We start from the raw sequence: 22,047 nt of genomic DNA, 5'->3' as shown, positions 1-22,047 counted from the left end.
TTAAAAGGAAAGATAATGAGTAGCGTAGATATTCTCGTTCCCGACCTGCCTGAATCGGTTGCCGATGCCTCTGTGGCAACCTGGCATAAAAAACCAGGCGATGCAGTCACTCGCGATGAAGTGCTGGTCGAAATCGAAACTGACAAAGTTGTACTGGAAGTGCCAGCCTCTGCGGACGGTATCCTGGAAGCCGTTCTGGAAGAAGAGGGCGCCACCGTCACTTCCCGCCAGATCCTGGGTCGTCTGAAAGAGGGCAACAGCGCCGGTAAAGAGAGCAGCGCGAAGTCTGAAAGCAAAGAGTCTACCCCGGCTCAGCGTCAGACTGCATCACTGGAAGAAGAGAGCAACGATGCGCTCAGCCCGGCTATCCGCCGTCTGATTGCAGAGCACAATCTTGATGCCTCGCAGATCAAAGGCAGCGGTGTTGGTGGTCGTCTGACCCGTGAAGATGTTGAAAAACATCTGGCCAACAAACCGCAGGCTGCCAAAGCCGCTGCACCAGCTGCTGATGCGGCCGCCGCGCAGCAGCCAGTGGCTAACCGCAGCGAAAAACGCGTGCCGATGACCCGTCTGCGTAAGCGTGTTGCCGAGCGTCTGCTGGAAGCGAAGAACAGCACCGCGATGCTGACCACCTTCAACGAAATCAACATGAAGCCCATCATGGATCTGCGTAAGCAGTATGGTGAGGCCTTCGAGAAGCGTCACGGTGTACGTCTGGGCTTTATGTCCTTCTACATCAAAGCGGTTGTTGAAGCGTTGAAACGCTATCCGGAAGTGAATGCTTCTATCGATGGTGAAGATGTGGTTTACCACAACTACTTCGACGTCAGCATTGCGGTCTCTACGCCACGTGGTCTGGTTACACCCGTCCTGCGTGACGTGGATGCGCTGAGCATGGCGGACATCGAGAAGAAAATCAAAGAGCTGGCAGTGAAAGGCCGTGACGGCAAACTGACAGTTGAGGATCTGACCGGCGGTAACTTTACCATTACCAACGGCGGCGTTTTTGGTTCACTGATGTCCACCCCGATCATCAACCCACCGCAGAGCGCCATCCTGGGCATGCACGCCATCAAAGATCGTCCGATGGCGGTCAATGGTCAGGTTGTGGTGCTGCCGATGATGTATCTGGCGCTCTCCTACGACCACCGTCTGATCGATGGCCGTGAATCAGTTGGTTATCTGGTTGCAGTGAAAGAGATGCTGGAAGATCCGGCGCGCCTGCTGCTGGATGTCTGATTTTCACCGGGCGCGCCTTGCCGCGCGCCCAACCTCATTACTCTTTTCAGACCTGAATGGATAGAACATCATGAACTTACACGAATACCAGGCGAAACAACTGTTTGCACGGTATGGCATGCCGGCACCAACGGGTTACGCCTGTACTACACCACGTGAAGCGGAAGAAGCAGCCTCTAAAATTGGCGCAGGCCCGTGGGTAGTTAAATGTCAGGTTCATGCCGGTGGCCGCGGTAAAGCGGGCGGTGTGAAAGTGGTTAACAGCAAAGAAGAGATTCGCGCTTTTGCTGAAAACTGGCTGGGCAAACGCCTGGTTACCTATCAGACAGACGCAAACGGCCAGCCGGTAAACCAGATTCTGGTTGAAGCGGCGACCGATATCGATCAGGAGCTCTATCTGGGCGCTGTGGTCGATCGCGCAACGCGTCGCGTAATTTTCATGGCCTCCACTGAAGGCGGTGTGGAAATTGAAAAAGTGGCGGAAGAGACCCCGCACCTGATCCACAAAATGGCGCTGGATCCACTGACCGGCCCGCAGCCTTATCAGGGTCGTGAGCTGGCGTTCAAACTTGGCCTGACTGGCAAGCTGGTTGGCCAGTTCACCAAGATCTTCATGGGTCTGGCGACACTGTTCCTGGAGCGCGATCTGGCGATGGTTGAGATCAACCCGCTGGTGATCACCAAACAGGGCGACCTGATCTGCCTGGATGGCAAACTGGGTGCCGATGGCAATGCCCTGTTCCGTCAGCCAGAGCTGCGCGAAATGCGCGATCCAAGCCAGGAAGATCCGCGTGAAGCCCATGCTACACAGTGGGAACTGAACTATGTTGCGCTGGAAGGCAACATCGGTTGTATGGTTAACGGCGCAGGTCTGGCGATGGGCACCATGGACATCGTTAAACACCACGGCGGTCAACCGGCCAACTTCCTTGATGTCGGCGGCGGCGCAACCAAAGAGCGCGTGACCGAAGCCTTCAAAATCATCCTGTCTGACGATGCGGTTAAAGCCGTATTCGTTAACATCTTCGGCGGTATCGTACGCTGCGACCTGATTGCCGACGGCATCATCGGCGCAGTCGCTGAAGTGGGTGTGAACGTACCAGTTGTGGTACGTCTGGAAGGTAACAACGCCGAGCTGGGCGCCCAGAAACTGGCGGACAGCGGTCTGAACATCATTGCAGCAACCAGCCTGACAGACGCCGCACAGCGTGTTGTTGCTGCCGCGGAGGGTAAATAATGTCCATTCTGATCGACAAAAACACCAAAGTCATTTGCCAGGGTTTCACCGGTGGCCAGGGGACTTTCCATTCTGAGCAGGCGCTGGCATACGGCACCCAACTGGTTGGCGGCGTGACGCCAGGCAAAGGTGGCACGACCCATCTCGGCCTGCCTGTGTTCAACACCGTTCGCGAAGCGGTAGAAGCAACAGGCGCGACCGCCACTGTGATCTACGTTCCGGCTCCTTTCTGTAAAGATGGCATCCTGGAAGCGATCGACGCGGGCATCAAACTGATCATCACCATCACCGAAGGCATCCCGACCCTGGATATGCTGACCGTGAAAGTGAAGCTGGATGAAGCAGGCGTGCGGATGATCGGTCCAAACTGCCCAGGGGTTATCACCCCAGGCGAATGTAAAATCGGCATTATGCCGGGTCACATTCACCAGCCGGGCCGCGTCGGTATCGTGTCACGTTCAGGCACCCTGACCTATGAAGCGGTTAAGCAGACCACGGATATCGGCTACGGCCAGTCAACCTGCGTTGGCATCGGTGGTGACCCGATCCCAGGCTCTAACTTCATCGACATCCTGAAAATGTTCCAGGATGATCCACAGACTGAAGTTATCGTGATGATCGGTGAGATCGGCGGTAGCGCAGAAGAAGAAGCTGCAGCCTTCATTAAAGAGCACGTGACCAAGCCGGTTGTAGGCTACATTGCTGGCGTCACCGCGCCAAAGGGCAAGCGTATGGGCCATGCTGGCGCCATCATTGCCGGTGGTAAAGGTACAGCAGATGAGAAATTTGCTGCGCTGGAAGCGGCAGGCGTGAAAACCGTCCGCAGCCTGGCGGATATCGGTGACGCAGTTAAAGCCGTATTACCTGCTAAATAAGTCAGCGTCATCTGAGACTAAGCCACCTTTGGGTGGCTTTTTTTATGGCTGTAAATGAGAGCTATAACGCAGGAAGCTAAAGAGAATAGTGCGGGGTAAAATAGCTGGCCCGCGGCTCATTACGTTAAGAAAAAGTGTCAAAGGTAAATTATTTCTTCGCGCTTTATTTCATTACTGACATCTCATTAACAAGAAACCTACCTGACCCTATCTGGAAACTTATTGCGTTAATCCAGATCAATTAATCGCGACTTATATCCAACTATATCTCTGGCAAAGCGCAACGCTAAGGGCGTAAATTGCGCTGCATCAATCCAGCCTTTTACATAAATTTTCAAACGTCTGCTCAACCCGGGATAACACCCGCTTTCCTCCTGTTAAAGCACGCGTTAACGAAAGCGCTGATTGACAATTTTCTGAGCTGCTTCATTCGCTACTCGCCTGTTCGGGCAGCTCACAGACCTGTTCTGCGGGTAATAAAAAACTGGAATCAATAAACAGTCGTTGCTGACTCTGATTGCGTTCGATCTGTTCGCGCGCGTGACGGAGACAAAGCGAGGAGCAAGGAGTCCTTATGTTAGATATCGTCGAGCTGTCGCGGTTACAGTTTGCCTTAACGGCGATGTACCATTTTCTGTTCGTCCCTTTAACGCTGGGTATGGCGTTTTTGCTGGCGATCATGGAAACGGTATATGTCCTGAGCGGCAAACAAATCTATAAAGATATGACGAAGTTCTGGGGCAAGTTATTTGGTATTAACTTTGCGCTGGGTGTCGCCACCGGCCTGACCATGGAATTTCAGTTCGGGACTAACTGGTCATATTACTCTCACTACGTCGGCGATATCTTCGGCGCGCCGCTCGCCATCGAAGGTCTGATGGCGTTCTTCCTGGAATCCACCTTTATTGGCCTGTTCTTTTTTGGCTGGGATCGCCTGGGCAAAGTGCAGCACCTCGCCGTCACCTGGCTGGTGGCGCTGGGCTCAAACATGTCGGCGCTGTGGATTCTGGTGGCTAACGGCTGGATGCAGAACCCGATCGCCTCTGAGTTCAACTTCGAAACCATGCGCATGGAGATGGTCAGCTTCTCAGAGCTGGTGCTGAACCCGGTCGCGCAGGTGAAATTCGTGCACACCGTGGCAGCCGGTTACACCACCGGAGCGATGTTTATTATGGGCATCAGCGCCTGGTACATGCTGAAAGGCCGTGACTTCGCCTTTGCTAAACGCTCGTTCGCTATCGCGGCCAGCTTTGGCATGGCGGCGGTGCTGTCAGTCATCGTTCTGGGCGATGAGTCAGGTTACGAGATGGGGGACGTGCAGAAAACCAAACTGGCCGCTATCGAAGCGGAGTGGGAAACCCAGCCGGCACCGGCCTCGTTTACCCTGTTTGGCCTGCCCGATCAGGCAACTCAGGAGAACCGATACGCAGTACAGATCCCCTGGCTGCTGGGCCTGATCGCCACCCGATCTACCGATACGCCGGTAACCGGCCTGAAAGATCTGATGGCACAGCATGAAGTGCGCATCCGCAACGGCATGAAAGCCTATGCCCTGCTGAATGAGCTGCGCGGTGGCAGCCAGGATCCGGCGGTGCGTGACGCGTTCAACAGTCACAAACAGGATCTCGGCTACGGTCTGCTGCTGAAGCGTTATACCGACAACGTGGCTGATGCAACCGAAGCGCAGATTAAACAGGCGACGCAGGACTCTATCCCGCGTGTCGCTCCGCTCTATTTTGCCTTCCGCATCATGGTGCTGTGTGGCGTATTGCTGCTGGGCATTATCGCGCTGGCGTTCTGGAGCGTACTGCGTAACCGCATCGGCAAAAATCGCTGGTTACTGAAAGCGGCGCTGTTTGGTATTCCGCTGCCGTGGATCGCTATCGAATCAGGCTGGTTTGTGGCGGAGTATGGTCGTCAGCCGTGGGCTATCGGTGAAGTTCTGCCGACTGCGGTGGCCAACTCCTCCCTGACCGTTGGCGATCTGCTGTTCTCCATGATCCTGATCTGCGGACTCTACACAATGTTCCTGGTGGCTGAGATGTACCTGATGTTCAAATTCGCCCGCCTTGGGCCGAGCAGCCTGAAAACCGGGCGTTATCATCATGAGCAGATCACGGCAATCACCCAGCCGGTACAGGGATAAGGAGAGCGACCATGTTTGATTATGAAGTTCTGCGCTTTGTGTGGTGGCTGTTGATTGGCGTACTGCTGATTGGCTTTGCCGTCGCAGATGGTTTTGATATGGGTGTCGGGATGCTGACACGCATCCTGGGCCGGAATGATACTGAACGTCGCATCATGATTAACAGTATCGCACCACACTGGGACGGTAACCAGGTCTGGCTGATCACCGCAGGTGGCGCGCTGTTTGCCGCCTGGCCGATGGTTTACGCGGCAGCCTTCTCTGGCTTCTACGTGGCGATGATTCTGGTGCTCGCGTCGCTGTTCTTCCGTCCGGTTGGCTTCGATTACCGTTCGAAGATTGAAGACAATCGCTGGCGCGGTGCCTGGGACTGGGGGATTTTCATTGGCAGCTTCGTGCCGCCGCTGGTGATCGGCGTAGCGTTTGGCAACCTGTTACAGGGCGTGCCGTTCCATGCCGATGAGTATCTGCGCCTGTTCTATACCGGTAACTTCTTCCAGCTGCTGAATCCGTTTGGTCTGCTGGCAGGTGTGGTCAGTGTGGCGATGATTCTGGCGCAGGGTGCAACCTATCTGCAGATGCGCACTACCGGCGAACTGCATCTGCGTTCACGCACCGCAGCACAACTTGCCGCCCTGGTGATGATGGTCTGCTTTATCCTGGCGGGCGTCTGGGTGAAATATGGTATCGATGGTTATGTGGTGACCAGCACTATGGATCACTTCGCCGCCTCTAACCCACTGGGCAAAACCGTGGTGCGCGAAGCGGGTGCCTGGATGGTCAACTTCCAGAACCACCCTGTGTTGTGGCTGTTCCCGCTGCTGGGCGCTGTGCTGCCGCTGCTGACCATACTCTGCTCGCGGGTTGAGAAGGGCGCCTGGGCGTTCCTGTTCTCCTCACTGACGCTGGCCTGCGTCATCATGACAGCCGGTATTGCAATGTTCCCGTTCATCATGCCATCCAGCACGGTGCCGGGTGTGAGCCTGACCATGTGGGACGCAACGTCCAGCCTGCTGACGCTGCAAACCATGACCGTTGCCGCCGCTATCTTTGTGCCGATCATTCTGGCCTACACCACCTGGTGCTACTGGAAGATGTTTGGTCGTATCACCAAAGAGCATATTGAAAGCAACAGTCACTCACTCTATTAATTAAGGAGACGTCGCATGTGGTATTTTGCCTGGATTCTCGGCACGTTGCTGGCCTGTGCCTTTGGTATCGTGACCGCGCTGGCGATTGAGCACATTGAAGCGCAGGATGAGCCTCACTGATGCGAACGCTAATTCGGATGCTGTATGATCTGATGGATAAGGGCCCGTTACGGGCCCTTTCACTGCTGCTGGCGCTGCTGACCGCAGGCGGCGTGATGTGGGATCCGACACGCTTTGCCAATCAGGCAGGCCAGTTACCGGCTCTGCAGGGGCTGGTGCTGATCTGGGCGGTCTGCAGTGGGGTGATCCACGGTGTGGGCTTCCGGCCACAGCAAACCCGATGGCAGGCGCTGTTTGCCCCGTTACCCGCCATGCTGGTGCTATTTATTGCGCTTTACCGTTTTTATCTTTAAGACCCCGTCTCATCGGCGCTGTCAGTGAATTTTTGTCAGCGTCTGGTCAATTAATCTCCCTGAAATCGTTCCGTTTGTTACGGAGCGATAATTATTTTCGCCTGGCTCTGACGAGCCATTCCCAACCCCAATTCTCTTGCGTATAGTAACAACGTTTAAAACGAGGCCGGGATGTAGAGTGAGTACAACGCTGTTTCGCTGGCCGGTTCGGGTCTACTACGAAGATACTGATGCCGGTGGTGTGGTTTATCACGCCAGCTATATCGCTTTTTATGAACGAGCACGTACTGAAATGTTGCGACAGCACCATTTCAATCAGCAGACGCTGTTAGAACAGCAGATCGCTTTTGTGGTACGGCGTATATCGGTGGACTATCTGGCGGCGGCGCGTCTTGATGACCTTCTGGAGATCCAGAGCGAGGTCACATCAATGACACGGGCTACCATGACGTTCACTCAGCGTATCGTGAATACTGAAGGCAAAGTGCTCAATGAGGCAGAAGTCCTGATTGCCTGCATTAACCCACATCTAATGAAGCCGATTGCGCTTCCCAAGTCTATTGTCGCGGAGTTCAAGCAGTGACTGACATGAACATTCTTGATTTGTTCCTGAAGGCGAGCCTTCTGGTCAAACTTATCATGTTGATTTTGATCGGCTTTTCTATTGCCTCCTGGGCCATCATTATTCAGCGCACACGTATTCTGAATGCGGCGGGAAGAGAAGCGGAGGCGTTTGAAGACAAATTCTGGTCCGGCATCGAACTCTCGCGCCTCTATCAGGAGAGCCAGGAGCGCCGGGAAGAACTGGGTGGTTCGGAGCAGATTTTCTATTCCGGCTTTAAAGAGTTCGCCCGCCTGCATCGCGCCAACAGCCATGCGCCGGAAGCGGTCATTGATGGTGCGAGCCGTGCGATGCGTATCTCAATGAACCGTGAGCTGGAAGCGCTGGAAAACCACATTCCATTCCTCGGCACCGTCGGTTCTATCAGCCCTTATATCGGACTGTTCGGCACCGTCTGGGGGATCATGCACGCCTTTATCGCACTGGGTGCCGTGAAGCAGGCAACCCTGCAGATGGTTGCACCGGGTATCGCTGAAGCGTTGATTGCGACCGCTATCGGTCTGTTTGCCGCAATTCCGGCGGTGATGGCGTACAACCGTCTGAACCAGCGCGTAAACAAACTGGAGCAGGGCTACGACAACTTCATGGAAGAGTTCACTGCCATTCTGCATCGCCAGGCTTTCTCCAGCGATAGCGCTAAGTAAATAGAGGTTAATGATGGCCAGAGTACGTGGTCGCAAACGCCGCGACCTGAAGTCGGAAATCAACATCGTTCCGCTACTGGACGTCCTGTTGGTGCTGTTGCTGATCTTCATGGCAACGGCGCCCATTATTACCCAGAGCGTGGAAGTGGATCTGCCTGATGCGACCGATTCGAAAACCGTTGCCAGCGATGATAATCCGCCGGTGATTGTCGAAGTGGCGGGCGTGGGTCAGTACAGCCTGGTCGTGGATCACGATCGTATGGATCAACTTCCACCAGAGCAGGTCATCAGCGAAGCGCAGCGTCGACTGGAAGCGAATCCTAAGACGGTCTTTTTGATCGGGGGCGCGAAAGAGGTGCCTTACGATGAAATTATTAAAGCGCTCAACCTGCTGCACCAGGCGGGTGTTAAATCTGTCGGTTTGATGACGCAGCCGATTTAAAATCGAACCGTTTTTTGGGAACCGAGTGTGTCGAAGGCAACCGAGCAAAACGAGAAGTTAAAGCGCGCGATAATCATTTCGGTGATTCTGCATATCGTGCTGATCGCGCTGCTGATTTGGAGCTCGTTTAATGAGCACATTGACGCCAGCAGTGCGGGTGGCGGAGGCAGTGATATTGATGCAGTGATGGTCGATCCCGGTGCCGTCGTGAGTCAATACAATCGCCAGCAGAACCAGCAAAGTGACAGCCAGCGGGCTGAGCAGCAGCGTAAAAAGCAGGCGCAGCAGCAGGCTGAAGAGCTGCAACAGAAACAGGCTGCTGAACAGCAGCGTCTGAAAGCGCTGGAAAAAGAGCGTTTAGCCGCGCAGGAAACCGCGAAAGAAGAGGCAAAACAGCAGGCTGAGCAGCAGAAGGCTGCCGAAGACGCTGCTAAGCAGGCGCAGGAGCAGCAAAAAACGGCGGAAGCGGCGGCTGCCAAAGCCAAAGCGGATGCAAAAGCTCAGGCAGATGCGCAGGCAAAAGCCGCGGCTGAGCAGGCGAAACAGGCCGCAGCCGAAGCAAAGAAGCAGGCTGATCAGCAGGCGAAAGCCGCCGTTGCCGCTGCTGCAAAAGAGAAAGCCGTTGCGGAAGCGAAGGCGAAATCTGAAGCAGATGCGAAAGCCGCAGCTGAAGCCAAAGTGAAAGCGGCGGCGGATGCCAAAGCCAAAGCGGCTGAAGAGGCTAAACAAAAAGCTGCTGAAGCCAAAGAAAAAGCCGCAGAGGCGGCGAAAGAGAAAGCCGCAGAAGCAGCAAAAGAGAAAGCGGAAGCGGCTAAAGAGGCCGCCAAAGAGAAGGCAGAAGCTGCCGCGAAAGCGAAAGCCGATGCCGCGGCGAAAGCCAAAGCCGATGCTGCCGCTAAGGCCAAAGCGGATGCTAAAGCCAAAGCCGCCGCCGATGCTGCCAACGACAGCGATGTCGATGATTTGCTGGGTGGACTCGCTTCCGGTAAAAATGCACCGAAAAGCGGCACCTCTGGCGGCGCAGCAGGGCAGGGAAACCAGAAGAAAGCGGGTGCATCAGGCGCGGAAATCAACTCCTACATGGGTCAGGTTGTGAGTGCGATTCAGAGCCGATTCTATGATGCGGATCTGTATCGCGGAAAAACCTGTGATTTGCGGATTAAACTTGCGCCTGATGGCTTGTTGATTGATGTTAAGTCAGAGGGTGGCGATCCCGCGCTCTGTCAGGCCGCGATTGCTGCCGCAAAACAGGCACGTATTCCGAAGCCGCCTTCGCAGGCGGTCTACGAAGTGTTTAAAAACGCCCCAATGCGTTTTAAACCGCAATAATGCAGTAACGGGCGGCAAGTTGATCTATGTTTAGCGTGCCGTACTTAAGTTGTACTCGTGGTTTCCAGGAACAGTGCCAATTATCGTGGACTGAGGTTCAGATAAGGGAGATAAAATGAAGCAAGCTCTTCGCGTTACGTTAGGCTTTTTTATCCTGCTGTGGGCAGCCATGCTGCATGCAGAAGTTCGAATTGAGATCACCCAGGGTGTCAACACTGCGCGCCCGATTGGCGTGGTGCCGTTTAAATGGGCCGGTGCTGGCGCAGCGCCGGAAGATATCGGCGGCATCGTTGCAGCTGACCTGCGCAACAGTGGCAAATTTAATCCACTGGATCGCTCGCGTCTGCCACAGCAGCCTGCCAGCGCGCAGGAAGTTCAGCCTGCCGCGTGGAGTGCACTCGGCATTGATGCCGTGGTCGTCGGTCAGGTCGCGTCTAACCCGGATGGCAGCTATCAGGTTTCGTACCAGCTGGTCGACACCGGCGGTGCACCCGGTACCGTGCTGGCACAAAACAGTTATAAAGTGACGAAGCAGTGGCTGCGTTATGCCGCTCACACGGCCAGTGACGAAACGTTCCTGAAGCTGACCGGTATCAAGGGCGCTTTCCGTACCCGTATCGCCTATGTGGTGCAGACCAACGGCGGCCAGTTCCCGTATGAACTGCGCGTTGCTGACTACGATGGTTACAACCAGTTTGTCGTGCATCGTTCACCACAGCCTCTGATGTCGCCAGCCTGGTCTCCGGATGGCAGCAAAGTCGCTTACGTGACCTTTGAAAGCGGCAAATCTGCGCTGGTGGTACAGACGCTGTCGAACGGTGCTATCCGTCAGATCGCCTCCTATCCACGTCACAACGGTGCCCCAGCGTTCTCGCCGGATGGCTCTAAGCTGGCGTTCGCGCTCTCTAAAACCGGCAGCCTGAACCTCTATGTGATGGATCTGGCCTCAGGTCAGACGCGTCAGATTACCGATGGTCGCTATAACAGCACCGAACCAACCTGGTTCCCGGACAGCCAGACGCTGGCTTACACCTCCGATCAGGCTGGTGCTCCACAAATCTACAAAGTCGGACTTAACGGTGGCGCGCCACAACGTATTACCTGGGAAGGCGGTCAGAACCAGGATGCGGATGTCGCAACAGATGGTAAGTCAATGGTGATGATTAGCACCAACGGTGGTGCTCAACACGTCGCCAAACAGGATCTGGAAACGGGAGCCGTTCAAACGTTAACGGACACGTTCCTGGATGAAACGCCGAGCCTGGCACCCAATGGCACAATGGTAATCTACAGCTCTACTCAGGGTATGGGTTCCGTGTTGCAGTTGGTTTCTACCGACGGCCGTTTCAAAGCGCGTCTTCCGGCAACTGATGGACAGGTAAAATTTCCTGCCTGGTCGCCGTATCTGTAATGTCTGACAGTTCAGACATCACAAACAATAAACAATAATGGGATTTTGAAATGCAACTGAACAAAGTGCTGAAGGGTTTGATGCTGGCTCTGCCGGTTCTGGCAGTAGCGGCTTGTAGCTCACACAAGAACAACAACAATGACCAGACTGGCATGGGCGCTGATGGCGGCGCTTACGGTGCAAATTCTGGCATGAACGGCAACGGCGGCAACATGTCTTCTGACGAGCAGGCTCGTCTGCAGATGCAGCAGCTGCAGCAGAACAACATCGTGTACTTCGGCCTGGACAAGTATGACGTTCAGTCTGATTACGCACAGATGCTGGATCAGCATGCAACCTTCCTGCGCAGCAACCCGTCATACAAAGTGACCATCGAAGGTCATGCGGATGAGCGCGGTACGCCGGAATACAACATCGCCCTGGGCGAACGTCGTGCTAACGCGGTTAAAATGTACCTGCAGGGCAAAGGCGTGTCGGCTGATCAGATGTCTATCGTATCTTACGGTAAAGAGAAGCCAGCCGTTCTGGGTCATGACGAAGCAGCGTATTCTAAAAACCGTCGTGCCGTTCTGGTCTACTAAGAGAATCACATGGTTAGTAACTTCAGACATCACCTGTTGAGTCTGTCGTTACTGATTGGCGTAGCGGCCCCCTGGGCCGCTAATGCCCAAGCGTCAATCAGTAGCGTTGGCTCCGGCTCGGTCGAAGACCGTGTCACCACTCTTGAACGAATTTCTAATGCCCAGGCACAACTGATGCAGCAATTGCAGCAGCAGATGAGCGATAACCAGCGTGATATCGACGCGCTGCGTGGGCAAATCCAGCAAAACACGTATCAGTTAAATCAGGTGGTTGAGCGGCAGAAGCAGCTTTACCAGCAGATTGACAGCCTGAGCAGCACCAGCACCAGCGGCGGTCAGCAGGCAGCGGGCAGTAATGCCGCAGCGGATACCGGCGCAGCAGCAACCGCAGGCGCGGCAGCATCAACGGATAGCGCACCTGCGCAGACCGGTGACGCTAACAGCGATTACAATGCGGCTGTGGCGCTGATTCTGGAGAAGAAACAGTATGATCAGGCGATCAGCGCGCTCCAGGCGTGGGTAAAACGTTACCCGGATTCGACCTATCAGCCGAACGCCAATTACTGGCTGGGACAGCTGAACTATAACAAAGGCAAAAAGGACGACGCGGCTTACTATTACGCCACGGTAGTGAAAAACTATCCGAAGTCGCCGAAAGCTGCAGAAGCGTTGTTGAAAGTGGGCGTCATCATGCAGGAGAAAAAAGACACAGCGAAAGCTAAAGCGGTCTTCCAGCAGGTGATCAAACTTTATCCAGACACCGAATCTGCTAAGCAGGCGCAAAAACGTCTGACAAGTCTGTAATCTGTACGGTTCAGGCCAGATATCGTGTGATTTCTGGTCTTGCCGTATGAAAGGTAAGCAACTGAAGCATTTAGCAGAAATAAGAGTTGCGCTACCCCGCTAAATCAGTAATATATGCCGCCGTTGCCGGGACACATTGCAAAGTGTCTGGTAAGCCTGAAGATGGGTCGTTAGCTCAGTTGGTAGAGCAGTTGACTTTTAATCAATTGGTCGCAGGTTCGAATCCTGCACGACCCACCATCTTCCTCAGACGCGCTTTTACCGCGCAGTTTTAAGAAGAACACTTCAGCATTGCTTCACAACCTAAGATGGGTCGTTAGCTCAGTTGGTAGAGCAGTTGACTTTTAATCAATTGGTCGCAGGTTCGAATCCTGCACGACCCACCATCTTATCTCAACCGCCTGGCGTGTTGAACGGTTGTAAGCCCCCAGCGGGTCGTTAGCTCAGTTGGTAGAGCAGTTGACTTTTAATCAATTGGTCGCAGGTTCGAATCCTGCACGACCCACCAATTAAGAAAAAAGCGCCCTCAGGGCGCTTTTTTTGTTTATGCGGCACGGCGTTCCCCGTGCAGGGTGAGAACCTGCAGCAGGTTCGACTGAATCGCCAGGCGATTCAGGCTGATGCGACAGCATCACCCGAAGGGCGAGGCCCCGGATGGGCCGAGGCAATCCTGCACGACCCACCAATTAAGAAAAAAGCGCCCTCAGGGCGCTTTTTTTGTTTCTGCGGTATCTGAAAACTTTTTCAAAGCAAAACGTCACTGGTTTTTGAAGTTGTTGGCAAACTCTGGCCCGTTCCGCTGAGAGATCGAGCCTGCGCAGAGAACAGGGTCAGATCGGAAAGACGCTAAAGCCAATCCCTGACCTGCTCGACCCGCGCGATTACGGCCCGTAGCCGGGCCAACGCGTTGGGTTGTTCAAAAACGCTCCCGGCGTTTTTGTCCCAGGCGCGGGACGCTTTCCTCTTCTGACCCTGTTCCCTGCGCGTTGAGCATCTGTATTGCTGGCAGATTTGCCCCCACTCTAGCCGTCACGGCTTTTTCTTTGCCTTTGCCACTGCCAGGCTCTCCCAGATATGCATCACTGCATAGCTGCGCCAGGGACGCCATGACTGCGATCGCGCCTCCGCTTCTTTCGATGACATGCCGCCCAGGTTATTCCGGATGGCAATATCTTCTTTGGGAAAGGCATCCGGCCAGCGCAGGGCGCGCATCGCGATGTAGTGCGCGGTCCAGGGACCAATGCCCGGCAGGCTAATAAGTTTTTTTATGACCTCGTCTGGCGCCTGAGCGGCGCTGAGACGCAAATCTCCGCTGGCGCAGGCAGTTGCAAAGGCGATGATGGCGCGGGAGCGGGCGGCACTGACAATCCCCATCGGCGCGACATCGTCTACCGTCAGTCCGGCGATGCGTTCAGGATGGGCGGTGTAGCGGGTCAGATCGGCGAACGGCGTCTCACAGGGTTCGCCAAAGGCGGCGGCAAAACGGCTGCTGACCGTGGTGGCCGCTTTGACCGTCACCTGCTGGCCGATAATGGCGCGCACGCCCAGCTCAAAGGCGTCGAATGCGCCAGGCACACGCAGACCCGGATGCGAGATCAGGCTGGGTGCCAGCAGTGGGTCCTGCGCCAGACAGGCGGCGATACGCTGCGGCTGTGCGTCGAGATCGAACAGATCGCGCAGACGGCGCAGCAGCAGAGGCAGAACCGGCGTCAGCGAGGTTGAGAGCGTCACCTGCAACGCATTCTTTTGCGGCAGATGCGAAACAGAAACCCAGCCCCGGCAGCGGCCCAGCACCACGGTGCGTCGCCAGCTGCCATCTTCCACCGCCTCGACCTCTTTCATCAGATGCGTCTGCAAAAACCAGAGCATCGCCGCCCAGTCATAGGGAGGGCGATAGGCCAGCCGCAGCGTCACGCGGTCGCCGGGCTGCGCGCATTGAGTGCCCGTATCGTCCCTGCGCAGCGCGCCTGGCGTCATGCGGTAACGCGCCTGGAACACATCATTAAAGCGCCGCAGGCTGCCAAAGCCGCTGGCATAGGCAACGTCAATAATCGGCAGTCGGGTTTCGGTCAGCAGTTGTTTAGCCAGCAGCATGCGCCGCGTCTGCTTCAGCTCCAGCGGCGAGACACCCAGCTCCTGCTGCACGATACGGCGCAGCTGACGCAGGCTGATACCGAATTCAGCGGCAATCGCCTCCAGTCCTTCACGTTCCTCCAGCATGCCTTCCTCGATACGCTGCACCAGCCGCTCGGCCACACGGTGCGGCTGATCAACCGGCGCATTACCGGGTGCCAGTTCGGGCCGACAGCGCAGGCAGGGGCGAAAGCGGGCTTTCTCCGCCGCTTCGGCGCTGCTGAAGAAAAGGCAGTTCTTCTGCATCGGCGCTTTGACCGGGCAGACCGGACGACAATAGATACCGGTTGAGGTCACGCCAACAAAGAAAACGCCGTCAAAGCGGGTATCACGAGAGGTCAGCGCCTGATAGGCAATGTCGGGATCGAGCATGGCAGTTCTCCGGTAAATAAGCGCAGCCTACACCGGTGAATCCCGGCAGACTGGCTGTTTTCGGACAGCACAACAGTTTATCGCCATGACCGAAAACAGCCAGTCAGGCTGATGAAAAGTGCGATAATAGGCGACAGAACCGTGACGGGAGAATCACCATGTACTACTTCAAACCGATAGTCACCCCGGTGGGTGAACTGAAACTGGTCGCCAGCGATAGCGGCCTGGCGGGTATTTTGTGGGAAAACGACGATCCAAAACGCACCCGGTTTTTGCCGCAAACGCGCGATGACGATCATCCCATTCTGATCGAAACTGAGCGTCAGCTCAGCGAGTACTTCACCGGTGCTCGTTGCTGCTTTGAGCTGCCGCTCGATTTTGTCGGCACTGAGTTTCAGAAAAAAGTCTGGCAGGCGCTGGTGGCGATCCCGTTTGGTGAGACGCGCAGCTACAGCCAGATTGCGCGGGAGATCGGCCATCCGCTGGCGGTGCGTGCCGTCGGGGCGGCCAATGGGCGTAATCCGCTCTCGATTGTCGCACCGTGCCACCGCGTGATTGGAGCCAACGGCAAGCTGACCGGCTTTGCGGGCGGACTGGATATCAAAGCCTTTCTGCTGGCACTGGAAGCGCCGCAAAAACCGCTGGTACTGGCAGATGAAACGCAGCCCGGCAGGGTCGGCGCTGTGATGCAGACAGAATAAATATCGCACGACACAGCCAGGCTTTTCCGCTATCGTGTTTAGCATATAAAACACGATGGCGGATTGGACGCCATAAGTCGCCGGAACAGGCGATTTTCGTTAATTAGACAAAACGAGAGCTGTGTCATGAGTGTGATGTTCGATCCAGAAAGCGCCGTTTATCCCTTTCCGCCCAAACCCGCTCGCCTGAGTGACGACGAGAAGGCGTTCTACCGTGAGAAAATTAAAGCGCTGCTGAAGGCGCGAAACGCGGTGATGGTGGCGCACTACTACACCGATCCGGAAATTCAGGCGCTGGCAGAAGAGACGGGCGGCTGCGTTTCGGACTCGCTGGAGATGGCACGCTTTGGCAGCAACCATTCGGCGACGACACTGCTGGTGGCCGGCGTGCGCTTTATGGGGGAAACCGCCAAAATCCTCAGCCCGGAGAAAACCGTACTGATGCCGACGCTGCAGGCAGAGTGCTCACTGGATCTCGGCTGCCCGATTGAAGAGTTTAACGCCTTTTGCGACGCCCATCCCGATCGCACTGTGGTGGTCTACGCCAATACCTCGGCGGCGGTAAAAGCGCGGGCCGACTGGGTGGTGACCTCAAGCATTGCGGTCGAGCTGATTGAGCACCTCGACAGTCTGGGCGAAAAAATTATCTGGGCGCCGGATCGCCATCTTGGCCGCTACGTTACCCAAAAATCGGGCGCGGACGTGCTCTGCTGGCAGGGCGCGTGCATTGTGCACGACGAGTTCAAAACCCAGGCGCTGCAGCGTATGAAAGCGCTCTATCCCGACGCGGCAGTGCTGGTGCATCCTGAGTCACCGCAGGCGATTGTCGATCTGGCCGATGCGGTCGGCTCGACCAGCCAGCTGATTCAGGCCGCCAAATCCCTGCCGCATCCGCAGATGATTGTGGCGACCGATCGCGGCATCTTCTACAAAATGCAGCAGGCGGTGCCGGATAAAGAGCTGCTTGAAGCGCCGACCGCCGGTGAAGGTGCCACCTGCCGCAGCTGTGCTCACTGTCCCTGGATGGCGATGAACGGCCTTAAAGCCATCGCAGAGGCGCTGGAGTCGGGTGGGATGGAACATGAGATTCAGGTGGATGAGGCGCTGCGTGAGGCGGCGTTACTGCCGCTTAATCGCATGCTATCCTTTGCAGCGGAACTTAAACTCAACGTGAAGGGAAACGCGTAAGCGTTTTCCGGACAGGTGCTCAGCATGGACTTCTTCAGCACACACAATATTCTGGTTCACATTCCTCTGGGTGCCGGAGGCTACGATCTCTCATGGATTGAGGCTATCGGCACGCTGGCGGGCTTACTCTGCATCTGGTTTGCCAGCCTGGAAAAAATCATCAACTATCCCTTTGGCCTGATTAACGTCACGCTGTTTGCGGTGATTTTCTTTCAGATCCAGCTCTACGCCAGCCTGCTGCTGCAGCTCTTCTTTTTTGCCGCCAATATCTACGGCTGGTACGCCTGGAGTCGGCAAACCTCCGATCATCAGGCGGCGCTGAAAATCCGCTGGCTGCCGCTGCCTAAGGCGCTGGCCTGGACGGCGGGCTGTGTGATTGCGATTGCGCTGATGACCCTCTATATCGATCCGGTGTTTGCGCTGTTAACCCGTGCGGCCGTCACGCTGATGAACGGCGTTGGCCTGTCGGTGGCGATGCCCGCGCTGCAGCCGGATGCGTTCCCGTTCTGGGACTCCTGCATGATGGTGTTGTCGATTGCGGCGATGGTGCTGATGACGCGCAAATATGTTGAGAACTGGCTGCTGTGGGTCATCATCAACGTGATTAGCGTGATGATTTTTGCCCGTCAGGGCGTCTATGCGATGTCGCTGGAGTATGTGATTCTGACGCTGATTGCGCTGAACGGCTCACGCATGTGGATCCGCAGCGCGCGGCAACAGGGTTCCCGCGCGCTGTCGGCTCAGTGAGTGTGCACTTCGCCTTTAGCGTGAGCATGCTTATGGTCGTGTGAATGGCTATGGTCATGGCCGGTGGCGGCAGCACCGCTTAAGCCGAGTTCACACTCGGCACCGGCACAGGGCTGATACTCCATCTGCACGGTCGCATGCGCAATCTGATAGTGCTGGCGCAGATAGTCGTGGATACGATGCAGCAGCGCATCGTGATCGTAAGGCGGGATCACCTGCGCATGCAGCGTCAGCAGCGGCTTTTCGCCCACCTGCCACAGATGCACATGGTGAACATTGCGCACCTCTGCGATGTTCAGGGTGAGATCCCGTATCAGCCGGTTCACATCCAGCGATCGCGGCGCCCCTTCCAGTAACTCCTGCAGACTCTCACGCAGCAGCGCCCAGGCGCTGCGCAGCACCAGCAGTGACACCAGTAACGACAGAATCGGGTCGATTGGGGTCCAGCCGGTCAGCATAATAATCACCGCCGCGACAATCGCACCCACCGAGCCAAGCAGGTCGCCCATCACATGCAGCGCCGCGGCCCGCACGTTGAGATTCTTCTCTTCGCTGCCGTGATGCAGCAGCCAGAACGACAGAATATTGGCCAGCAGGCCGCCAATAGCAATCCCCAGCATCAGGCCGCCGGTCACCGGTTGCGGGTCGGCAAAGCGGCGCACCGCCTCCCAGACGATCAGTGCGGTAATGCCCAGCAGCGCAATGGCGTTAACAAATGCGGCCAGCGTGGTCAGACGCAGCAGGCCGAAGGTGTGGCGTGCATTGGGTTTACGGCGCGAGAACTGCACCGCCAGCAGGGCCATCAGCAGCGCGGCGGCATCGGTCAGCATATGCCCGGCGTCCGCCAGCAACGCCAGTGAACCCGAGAGCCAGCCGCCAATCACTTCAGCCACCATAAAGACAACGGTCACCCCGAAGGCGGCCGCCAGACGCGTGCGATTACTATCCTGCCCGCTATGAGTGTGGGTATGTGCCATAAGATTCCAGTTTTTTCAGTAACCTGTTTGCTAATAATATCAGTAATTGCCACGTCTCAGACGTGTCCTGATGCTGTTTTGCCTGCTCCGCCAGTTGCTGGCTGAGCTGTGCGCCGTGATCCAGTCCCACCAGTAACCAGCTTCCTTTCATCCGGTGCGCCGCTTCGGCGAACGGCATCCACTCCTCGCGCTCGCGTGCTTCGCGCATCACGGCCAGATCCTGTGTCACCGTGCTGTGCAGCGTCTGGCTCAGACGGCGGAGGAATTTCTCATTCTGCTGCGCCAGTTGCCATAGATTATCATCCAGTGCCGCCAGCGGATCTTCCTGCCACTCTGCCAGCAGCGCGCTGAGATCGGCTAACTGCACCGGTTTGATCACTACCCGCTCCCGCGCCTCCAGCGGTCGCGACAGCAGCTGGGCATCCGCGGAGCAGAGCACCCGCATCGCCTGACGCTTCCGCTGACGGTCACGCCGCCGCAATATCCGCAACAGCAGTGTGCCGTCAGGCCGCGGCATCATCTGGTCGATAAACAGCAGGTCATAAGGCTGTTGCGCATCGGCCTGCAGCAGCGCGCGTCCCTGCTCAAAGATGTCAGCCTGAATCGCAAAACGCGACAGCTGCTGCTGCATCACCAGCAGATTGGTCGGATGGTCATCGACAATCGCCACCCGCAGCGGTGGAAGGTCGGGAAGGGCGGTTTCATCCACGTGGTTTGCTGGTGCGCAGACCTCCAGTGGCAGCGTCACGGTGACCTGGGTGCCGTGACCGGGTTCAGAGGCGAGCCGGATGTCGCCGCCCATCCGCTGCACCATTTCCCGGCAGATAAACAGCCCCAGGCCGCTGCCCTGCACCGAAACCGATTTACCGGACGGCGCCTGATACCAGGGATCGAACAGCTTCTGCTGCTCCTCTGGCGGAATGCCGCTGCCGCTGTCGCTCACCGTCAGAATCAGCTGTTGTTGCTGTGCGGCCAGCGTCAGGCGAATCGCGCCGTGGCGGGTAAATTTCAGCGCATTGGTCATCAGGTTGTTGACCACCTGCTGCAGGCGATCGGCATCGATCATCACGGCATCAGGCAGCGGCGTCAGCGCCTCGACGATCAGATGCGGGCCGTCTTCGCGCATTAACGGATGATAAAAGTGCTGCTGCTGATTGAGCCACTGCGCCAGCGCCAGCGGACGGGGCGCCAGGGTAAAACTGTTGCTCTCGATGCGCGCATGATCCTGCAGATCATTCAGCAACGTCAGCAGCGATTGCGCACTGCTGTGCAGCAGCGTCAGGTTCTGGCTGCTGTGCTGCTGCTTCTCCAGCTCCAGCAGTCCGAGGATCGCCTGCATCGGCGTGCGCAGCTCATGGCTGACGGTCGCCAGGAACTGGCTCTTCATCGCATTGGCGTGCTCAGCCTGTTCACGCTGCTGACGCTCCCGACGCTGTTGCCAGTAGCGGCGCGCCAGCAGCAGCAGCAGCAGCGCAATGGCCGCACCTGCCACCGCCAGCACCATCATCGGCAGCGAACGCATCACCATCACGCTGCCGGGCTGTGGCGGGGTTGACCAGCTGTCGCGCATCTGACTCTGTGTGTCAGCCGGGATCTGCTGCAGCGCGCGATCCAGCAGGGTGCGCAGCACCGGCTGGTCAGGTGTCACACCCAGCGCGATCGGCCAGGCGATGTCGCTGGCGGCAAAGGCGAGGTGGATGCGCGCATCATCGCGGCTGGCGATACGCCAGCGGGCGGAGAGCACGTTATCGACCAGCGCATCGATCTGCCCTTTTGCCAGCGCGTCATAGAGGCTATTACGATCGGCAAACTGCAGCGGCTGCAGATCCGCAGGCAGCAGACGCAGCGCCAGGTCATCCTGTAACACGCCGACCCGCTTGCCGCGCAGGTCGCGCCAGTGCGCCAGCGTATCGGGCTGGAGGGTGTAGATGCCCCACAGCGCGCGCCACACCGGCAGCGAGGTGCTCTGCATCGCATCGCCGTTCAGCGGCTGCATCAGCTGCAGCATCGCCTGCTGCTGGCCTATCAGCGTGTTCGCCTGACGCGGATTGCTGACCCACACCGGTTCAAACTGCAGGCCGGTGCTCTGAGCTATCGCTTTCAGCAAATCCACGCCATAGCCTCTGGCGGTCCCGCTGGCATCGCGATAACTCCAGGGATAGTTGTCCGGTTCGGCGGTGTAAGTAATACGCGGATGATCGGCAATCCAGGCGCGTTCAGTGGGGCTGAGCATCAGGGTCTGCGTATCCTGATAGCGCGGCAGGGTACTGCTCCAGCGCGCCTGCAGCGTGTTCATCAGTTCTGCTGGCAACTGACGCAGGCTCTGATTAATCCAGCTGATAAGCTCCGGATCGCGGGAGACCGCGCGCAGGTTGAGCTGTCCGGCCTCGATGTGTGAGGCGATCTGATAAATCTGGCCTTGTTGCAGCTGGCTCAGCAGAAAACCGGCGCTGGTCTCATCCGCCACCACATAATCATTCTGCTGATTCAGCAGGGTATAGAGCGCCTGCAGATCACTGCTGTAGTGTCGCCAGCTGTGGCGGGCCGCCAGCGCAGGCGGCAGTTGTGCCAGCGTGCTTTCGCTGATCGCCAGTTGGGCATTCTGGCTGTTAAACATCACGGCACGCTGGTTTTGCTGATTGCGGTAGACCCGAAGCGGGCTGCTGTACCAGTTATCGCTGCTCAGCGCGCCGGCTGGCAGGGGAGAAATCCACATGCCAAGCGCAAAATCGATCTGGCCGCTGTTCAGCGCCTGCATCAGATGCGGCTGATCGCTGTAGAGGTTGAGGCTGAACTGCGCGCCAGTCAGCTGGCGCAGTGCGGAAAGATAGTCAGCATTGATGCCATACAGGTCGTTGCCGATGCGCATCGCCCAGGGGGCGTGGTTCTCTTCCAGCAGGCCAACACGCAGAATTTTGCCCTGCATGGTTTCCGCGTGTGTCACCGGCAGCATCATCGGCAGATTGATGCTGCTCACCGGACGCACCTCAGCCAGAACGGAGCCGCATAGCAACAGCAGCATCAGCAGGAGAGTT

20 protein-coding genes, 3 tRNA genes and 1 other RNA gene are annotated in these 22,047 nt (G+C 56.8%); 21 read left to right on the top strand and 3 right to left on the bottom strand.

What is annotated here, in order from left to right; translation table 11 throughout:
• The first annotated feature begins 15 nt into the window (after positions 1-15).
• The 18 genes from odhB to ACXKZD_RS13765 all read left to right on the top strand — a co-directional run bounded on the left by odhB (position 16) and on the right by ACXKZD_RS13765 (position 13,579).
• Positions 16-1,239, top strand: a complete 1,224-nt coding sequence (gene odhB, locus ACXKZD_RS13850) for a 2-oxoglutarate dehydrogenase complex dihydrolipoyllysine-residue succinyltransferase (protein WP_010260740.1) — start codon at positions 16-18, stop codon at positions 1,237-1,239.
• Between the two features lie 70 nt (positions 1,240-1,309).
• Positions 1,310-2,476, top strand: a complete 1,167-nt coding sequence (gene sucC / locus ACXKZD_RS13845; protein WP_003853151.1) for an ADP-forming succinate--CoA ligase subunit beta — start codon at positions 1,310-1,312, stop codon at positions 2,474-2,476.
• On the top strand, positions 2,476-3,351 hold the full coding sequence (gene sucD / locus ACXKZD_RS13840) for a succinate--CoA ligase subunit alpha (RefSeq protein ID WP_010260744.1): 876 nt from the start codon (positions 2,476-2,478) through the stop codon (positions 3,349-3,351). The genes sucC and sucD overlap by 1 nt, the downstream gene beginning before the upstream one ends.
• 574 nt (positions 3,352-3,925) lie before the next feature.
• A complete protein-coding gene (cydA, locus tag ACXKZD_RS13835) occupies positions 3,926-5,497 on the top strand; it encodes a cytochrome ubiquinol oxidase subunit I (RefSeq protein ID WP_192033405.1) in 1,572 nt (523 codons plus the stop codon).
• 11 nt (positions 5,498-5,508) lie between these two features.
• Positions 5,509-6,648, top strand: coding sequence for a cytochrome d ubiquinol oxidase subunit II (cydB, locus tag ACXKZD_RS13830; protein WP_010260752.1), 1,140 nt, complete (start codon positions 5,509-5,511; stop codon positions 6,646-6,648).
• 15 nt (positions 6,649-6,663) lie between these two features.
• Positions 6,664-6,768, top strand: a complete 105-nt coding sequence (gene cydX, locus ACXKZD_RS13825) for a cytochrome bd-I oxidase subunit CydX (RefSeq protein ID WP_010260755.1) — start codon at positions 6,664-6,666, stop codon at positions 6,766-6,768.
• Complete coding sequence (gene ybgE, locus ACXKZD_RS13820; protein ID WP_061704228.1) at positions 6,768-7,061, top strand: cyd operon protein YbgE; 294 nt, start codon at positions 6,768-6,770, stop codon at positions 7,059-7,061. Before cydX ends, ybgE begins: the two co-directional genes overlap by 1 nt.
• Positions 7,062-7,239: 178 nt before the next feature.
• Complete coding sequence (gene ybgC, locus ACXKZD_RS13815) at positions 7,240-7,644, top strand: tol-pal system-associated acyl-CoA thioesterase (RefSeq protein ID WP_010260759.1); 405 nt, start codon at positions 7,240-7,242, stop codon at positions 7,642-7,644.
• Positions 7,641-8,327, top strand: a complete 687-nt coding sequence (gene tolQ / locus ACXKZD_RS13810; protein WP_010260762.1) for a Tol-Pal system protein TolQ — start codon at positions 7,641-7,643, stop codon at positions 8,325-8,327. Before ybgC ends, tolQ begins: the two co-directional genes overlap by 4 nt.
• A 13-nt stretch (positions 8,328-8,340) precedes the next feature.
• Positions 8,341-8,769, top strand: a complete 429-nt coding sequence (tolR, locus tag ACXKZD_RS13805) for a colicin uptake protein TolR (RefSeq protein ID WP_010260764.1) — start codon at positions 8,341-8,343, stop codon at positions 8,767-8,769.
• A 27-nt stretch (positions 8,770-8,796) separates the two neighbouring features.
• Positions 8,797-10,098 carry a cell envelope integrity protein TolA gene (tolA, locus tag ACXKZD_RS13800; protein ID WP_223564146.1) on the top strand — a complete coding sequence of 434 codons (1,302 nt, stop codon included), beginning with the start codon at positions 8,797-8,799 and terminating at the stop codon, positions 10,096-10,098.
• 115 nt (positions 10,099-10,213) lie between these two features.
• Positions 10,214-11,509 carry a Tol-Pal system beta propeller repeat protein TolB gene (gene tolB, locus ACXKZD_RS13795; RefSeq protein ID WP_010260769.1) on the top strand — a complete coding sequence of 432 codons (1,296 nt, stop codon included), beginning with the start codon at positions 10,214-10,216 and terminating at the stop codon, positions 11,507-11,509.
• Between the two features lie 50 nt (positions 11,510-11,559).
• On the top strand, positions 11,560-12,090 hold the full coding sequence (pal, locus tag ACXKZD_RS13790; RefSeq protein WP_010260771.1) for a peptidoglycan-associated lipoprotein Pal: 531 nt from the start codon (positions 11,560-11,562) through the stop codon (positions 12,088-12,090).
• 9 nt (positions 12,091-12,099) lie between these two features.
• The gene (cpoB, locus tag ACXKZD_RS13785; RefSeq protein WP_443485170.1) at positions 12,100-12,894 is read left to right on the top strand and encodes a cell division protein CpoB; all 795 of its coding nucleotides are present in this window, start codon (positions 12,100-12,102) and stop codon (positions 12,892-12,894) included.
• A gap of 164 nt (positions 12,895-13,058) precedes the next feature.
• Positions 13,059-13,134: transfer RNA gene (locus ACXKZD_RS13780), tRNA-Lys, on the top strand.
• Between the two features lie 70 nt (positions 13,135-13,204).
• Positions 13,205-13,280, top strand: a tRNA-Lys gene (locus ACXKZD_RS13775).
• A gap of 46 nt (positions 13,281-13,326) precedes the next feature.
• Positions 13,327-13,402: transfer RNA gene (locus tag ACXKZD_RS13770), tRNA-Lys, on the top strand.
• Positions 13,403-13,445: 43 nt separating this feature from the next.
• Positions 13,446-13,579: non-coding RNA, RtT sRNA (locus ACXKZD_RS13765), on the top strand.
• A 344-nt stretch (positions 13,580-13,923) separates the two neighbouring features.
• On the opposite strand, the gene ACXKZD_RS13760 is transcribed toward ACXKZD_RS13765, so the two are convergent.
• A complete protein-coding gene (locus tag ACXKZD_RS13760) occupies positions 13,924-15,399 on the bottom strand; it encodes an AlkA N-terminal domain-containing protein (RefSeq protein WP_488981683.1) in 1,476 nt (491 codons plus the stop codon).
• Positions 15,400-15,557: 158 nt separating this feature from the next.
• Between ACXKZD_RS13760 and ACXKZD_RS13755 the strand changes: the two genes are divergently transcribed.
• The 3 genes from ACXKZD_RS13755 (at position 15,558) to pnuC (ending at position 18,035) form a co-directional block, all read left to right on the top strand.
• Positions 15,558-16,100: a methylated-DNA--[protein]-cysteine S-methyltransferase gene (locus ACXKZD_RS13755; RefSeq protein ID WP_033771153.1), complete on the top strand. Its 543-nt coding sequence runs from the start codon at positions 15,558-15,560 to the stop codon at positions 16,098-16,100.
• Positions 16,101-16,226: 126 nt separating this feature from the next.
• Positions 16,227-17,288, top strand: a complete 1,062-nt coding sequence (nadA, locus tag ACXKZD_RS13750; RefSeq protein ID WP_010260151.1) for a quinolinate synthase NadA — start codon at positions 16,227-16,229, stop codon at positions 17,286-17,288.
• A gap of 24 nt (positions 17,289-17,312) precedes the next feature.
• Positions 17,313-18,035: a nicotinamide riboside transporter PnuC gene (gene pnuC, locus ACXKZD_RS13745; RefSeq protein ID WP_033785474.1), complete on the top strand. Its 723-nt coding sequence runs from the start codon at positions 17,313-17,315 to the stop codon at positions 18,033-18,035.
• Here pnuC and zitB read toward each other — a convergent pair.
• Together zitB and ACXKZD_RS13735 are read right to left on the bottom strand one after the other, a co-directional pair.
• Complete coding sequence (gene zitB / locus ACXKZD_RS13740) at positions 18,029-19,012, bottom strand: CDF family zinc transporter ZitB (RefSeq protein WP_122889089.1); 984 nt, start codon at positions 19,010-19,012, stop codon at positions 18,029-18,031. The two genes, pnuC and zitB, sit on opposite strands and share 7 nt — an antisense overlap.
• Complete coding sequence (locus ACXKZD_RS13735) at positions 18,990-22,034, bottom strand: hybrid sensor histidine kinase/response regulator (RefSeq protein WP_488982088.1); 3,045 nt, start codon at positions 22,032-22,034, stop codon at positions 18,990-18,992. Before ACXKZD_RS13735 ends, zitB begins: the two co-directional genes overlap by 23 nt.
• Between the last annotated feature and the right edge of the window lie 13 nt (positions 22,035-22,047).

Source organism: Pantoea sp. ABR1s (genome assembly GCF_057812235.1).
The sequence above is the reverse complement of the archived record's forward strand: the minus strand, read 5'-3'. Positions and strand labels throughout refer to the sequence as shown.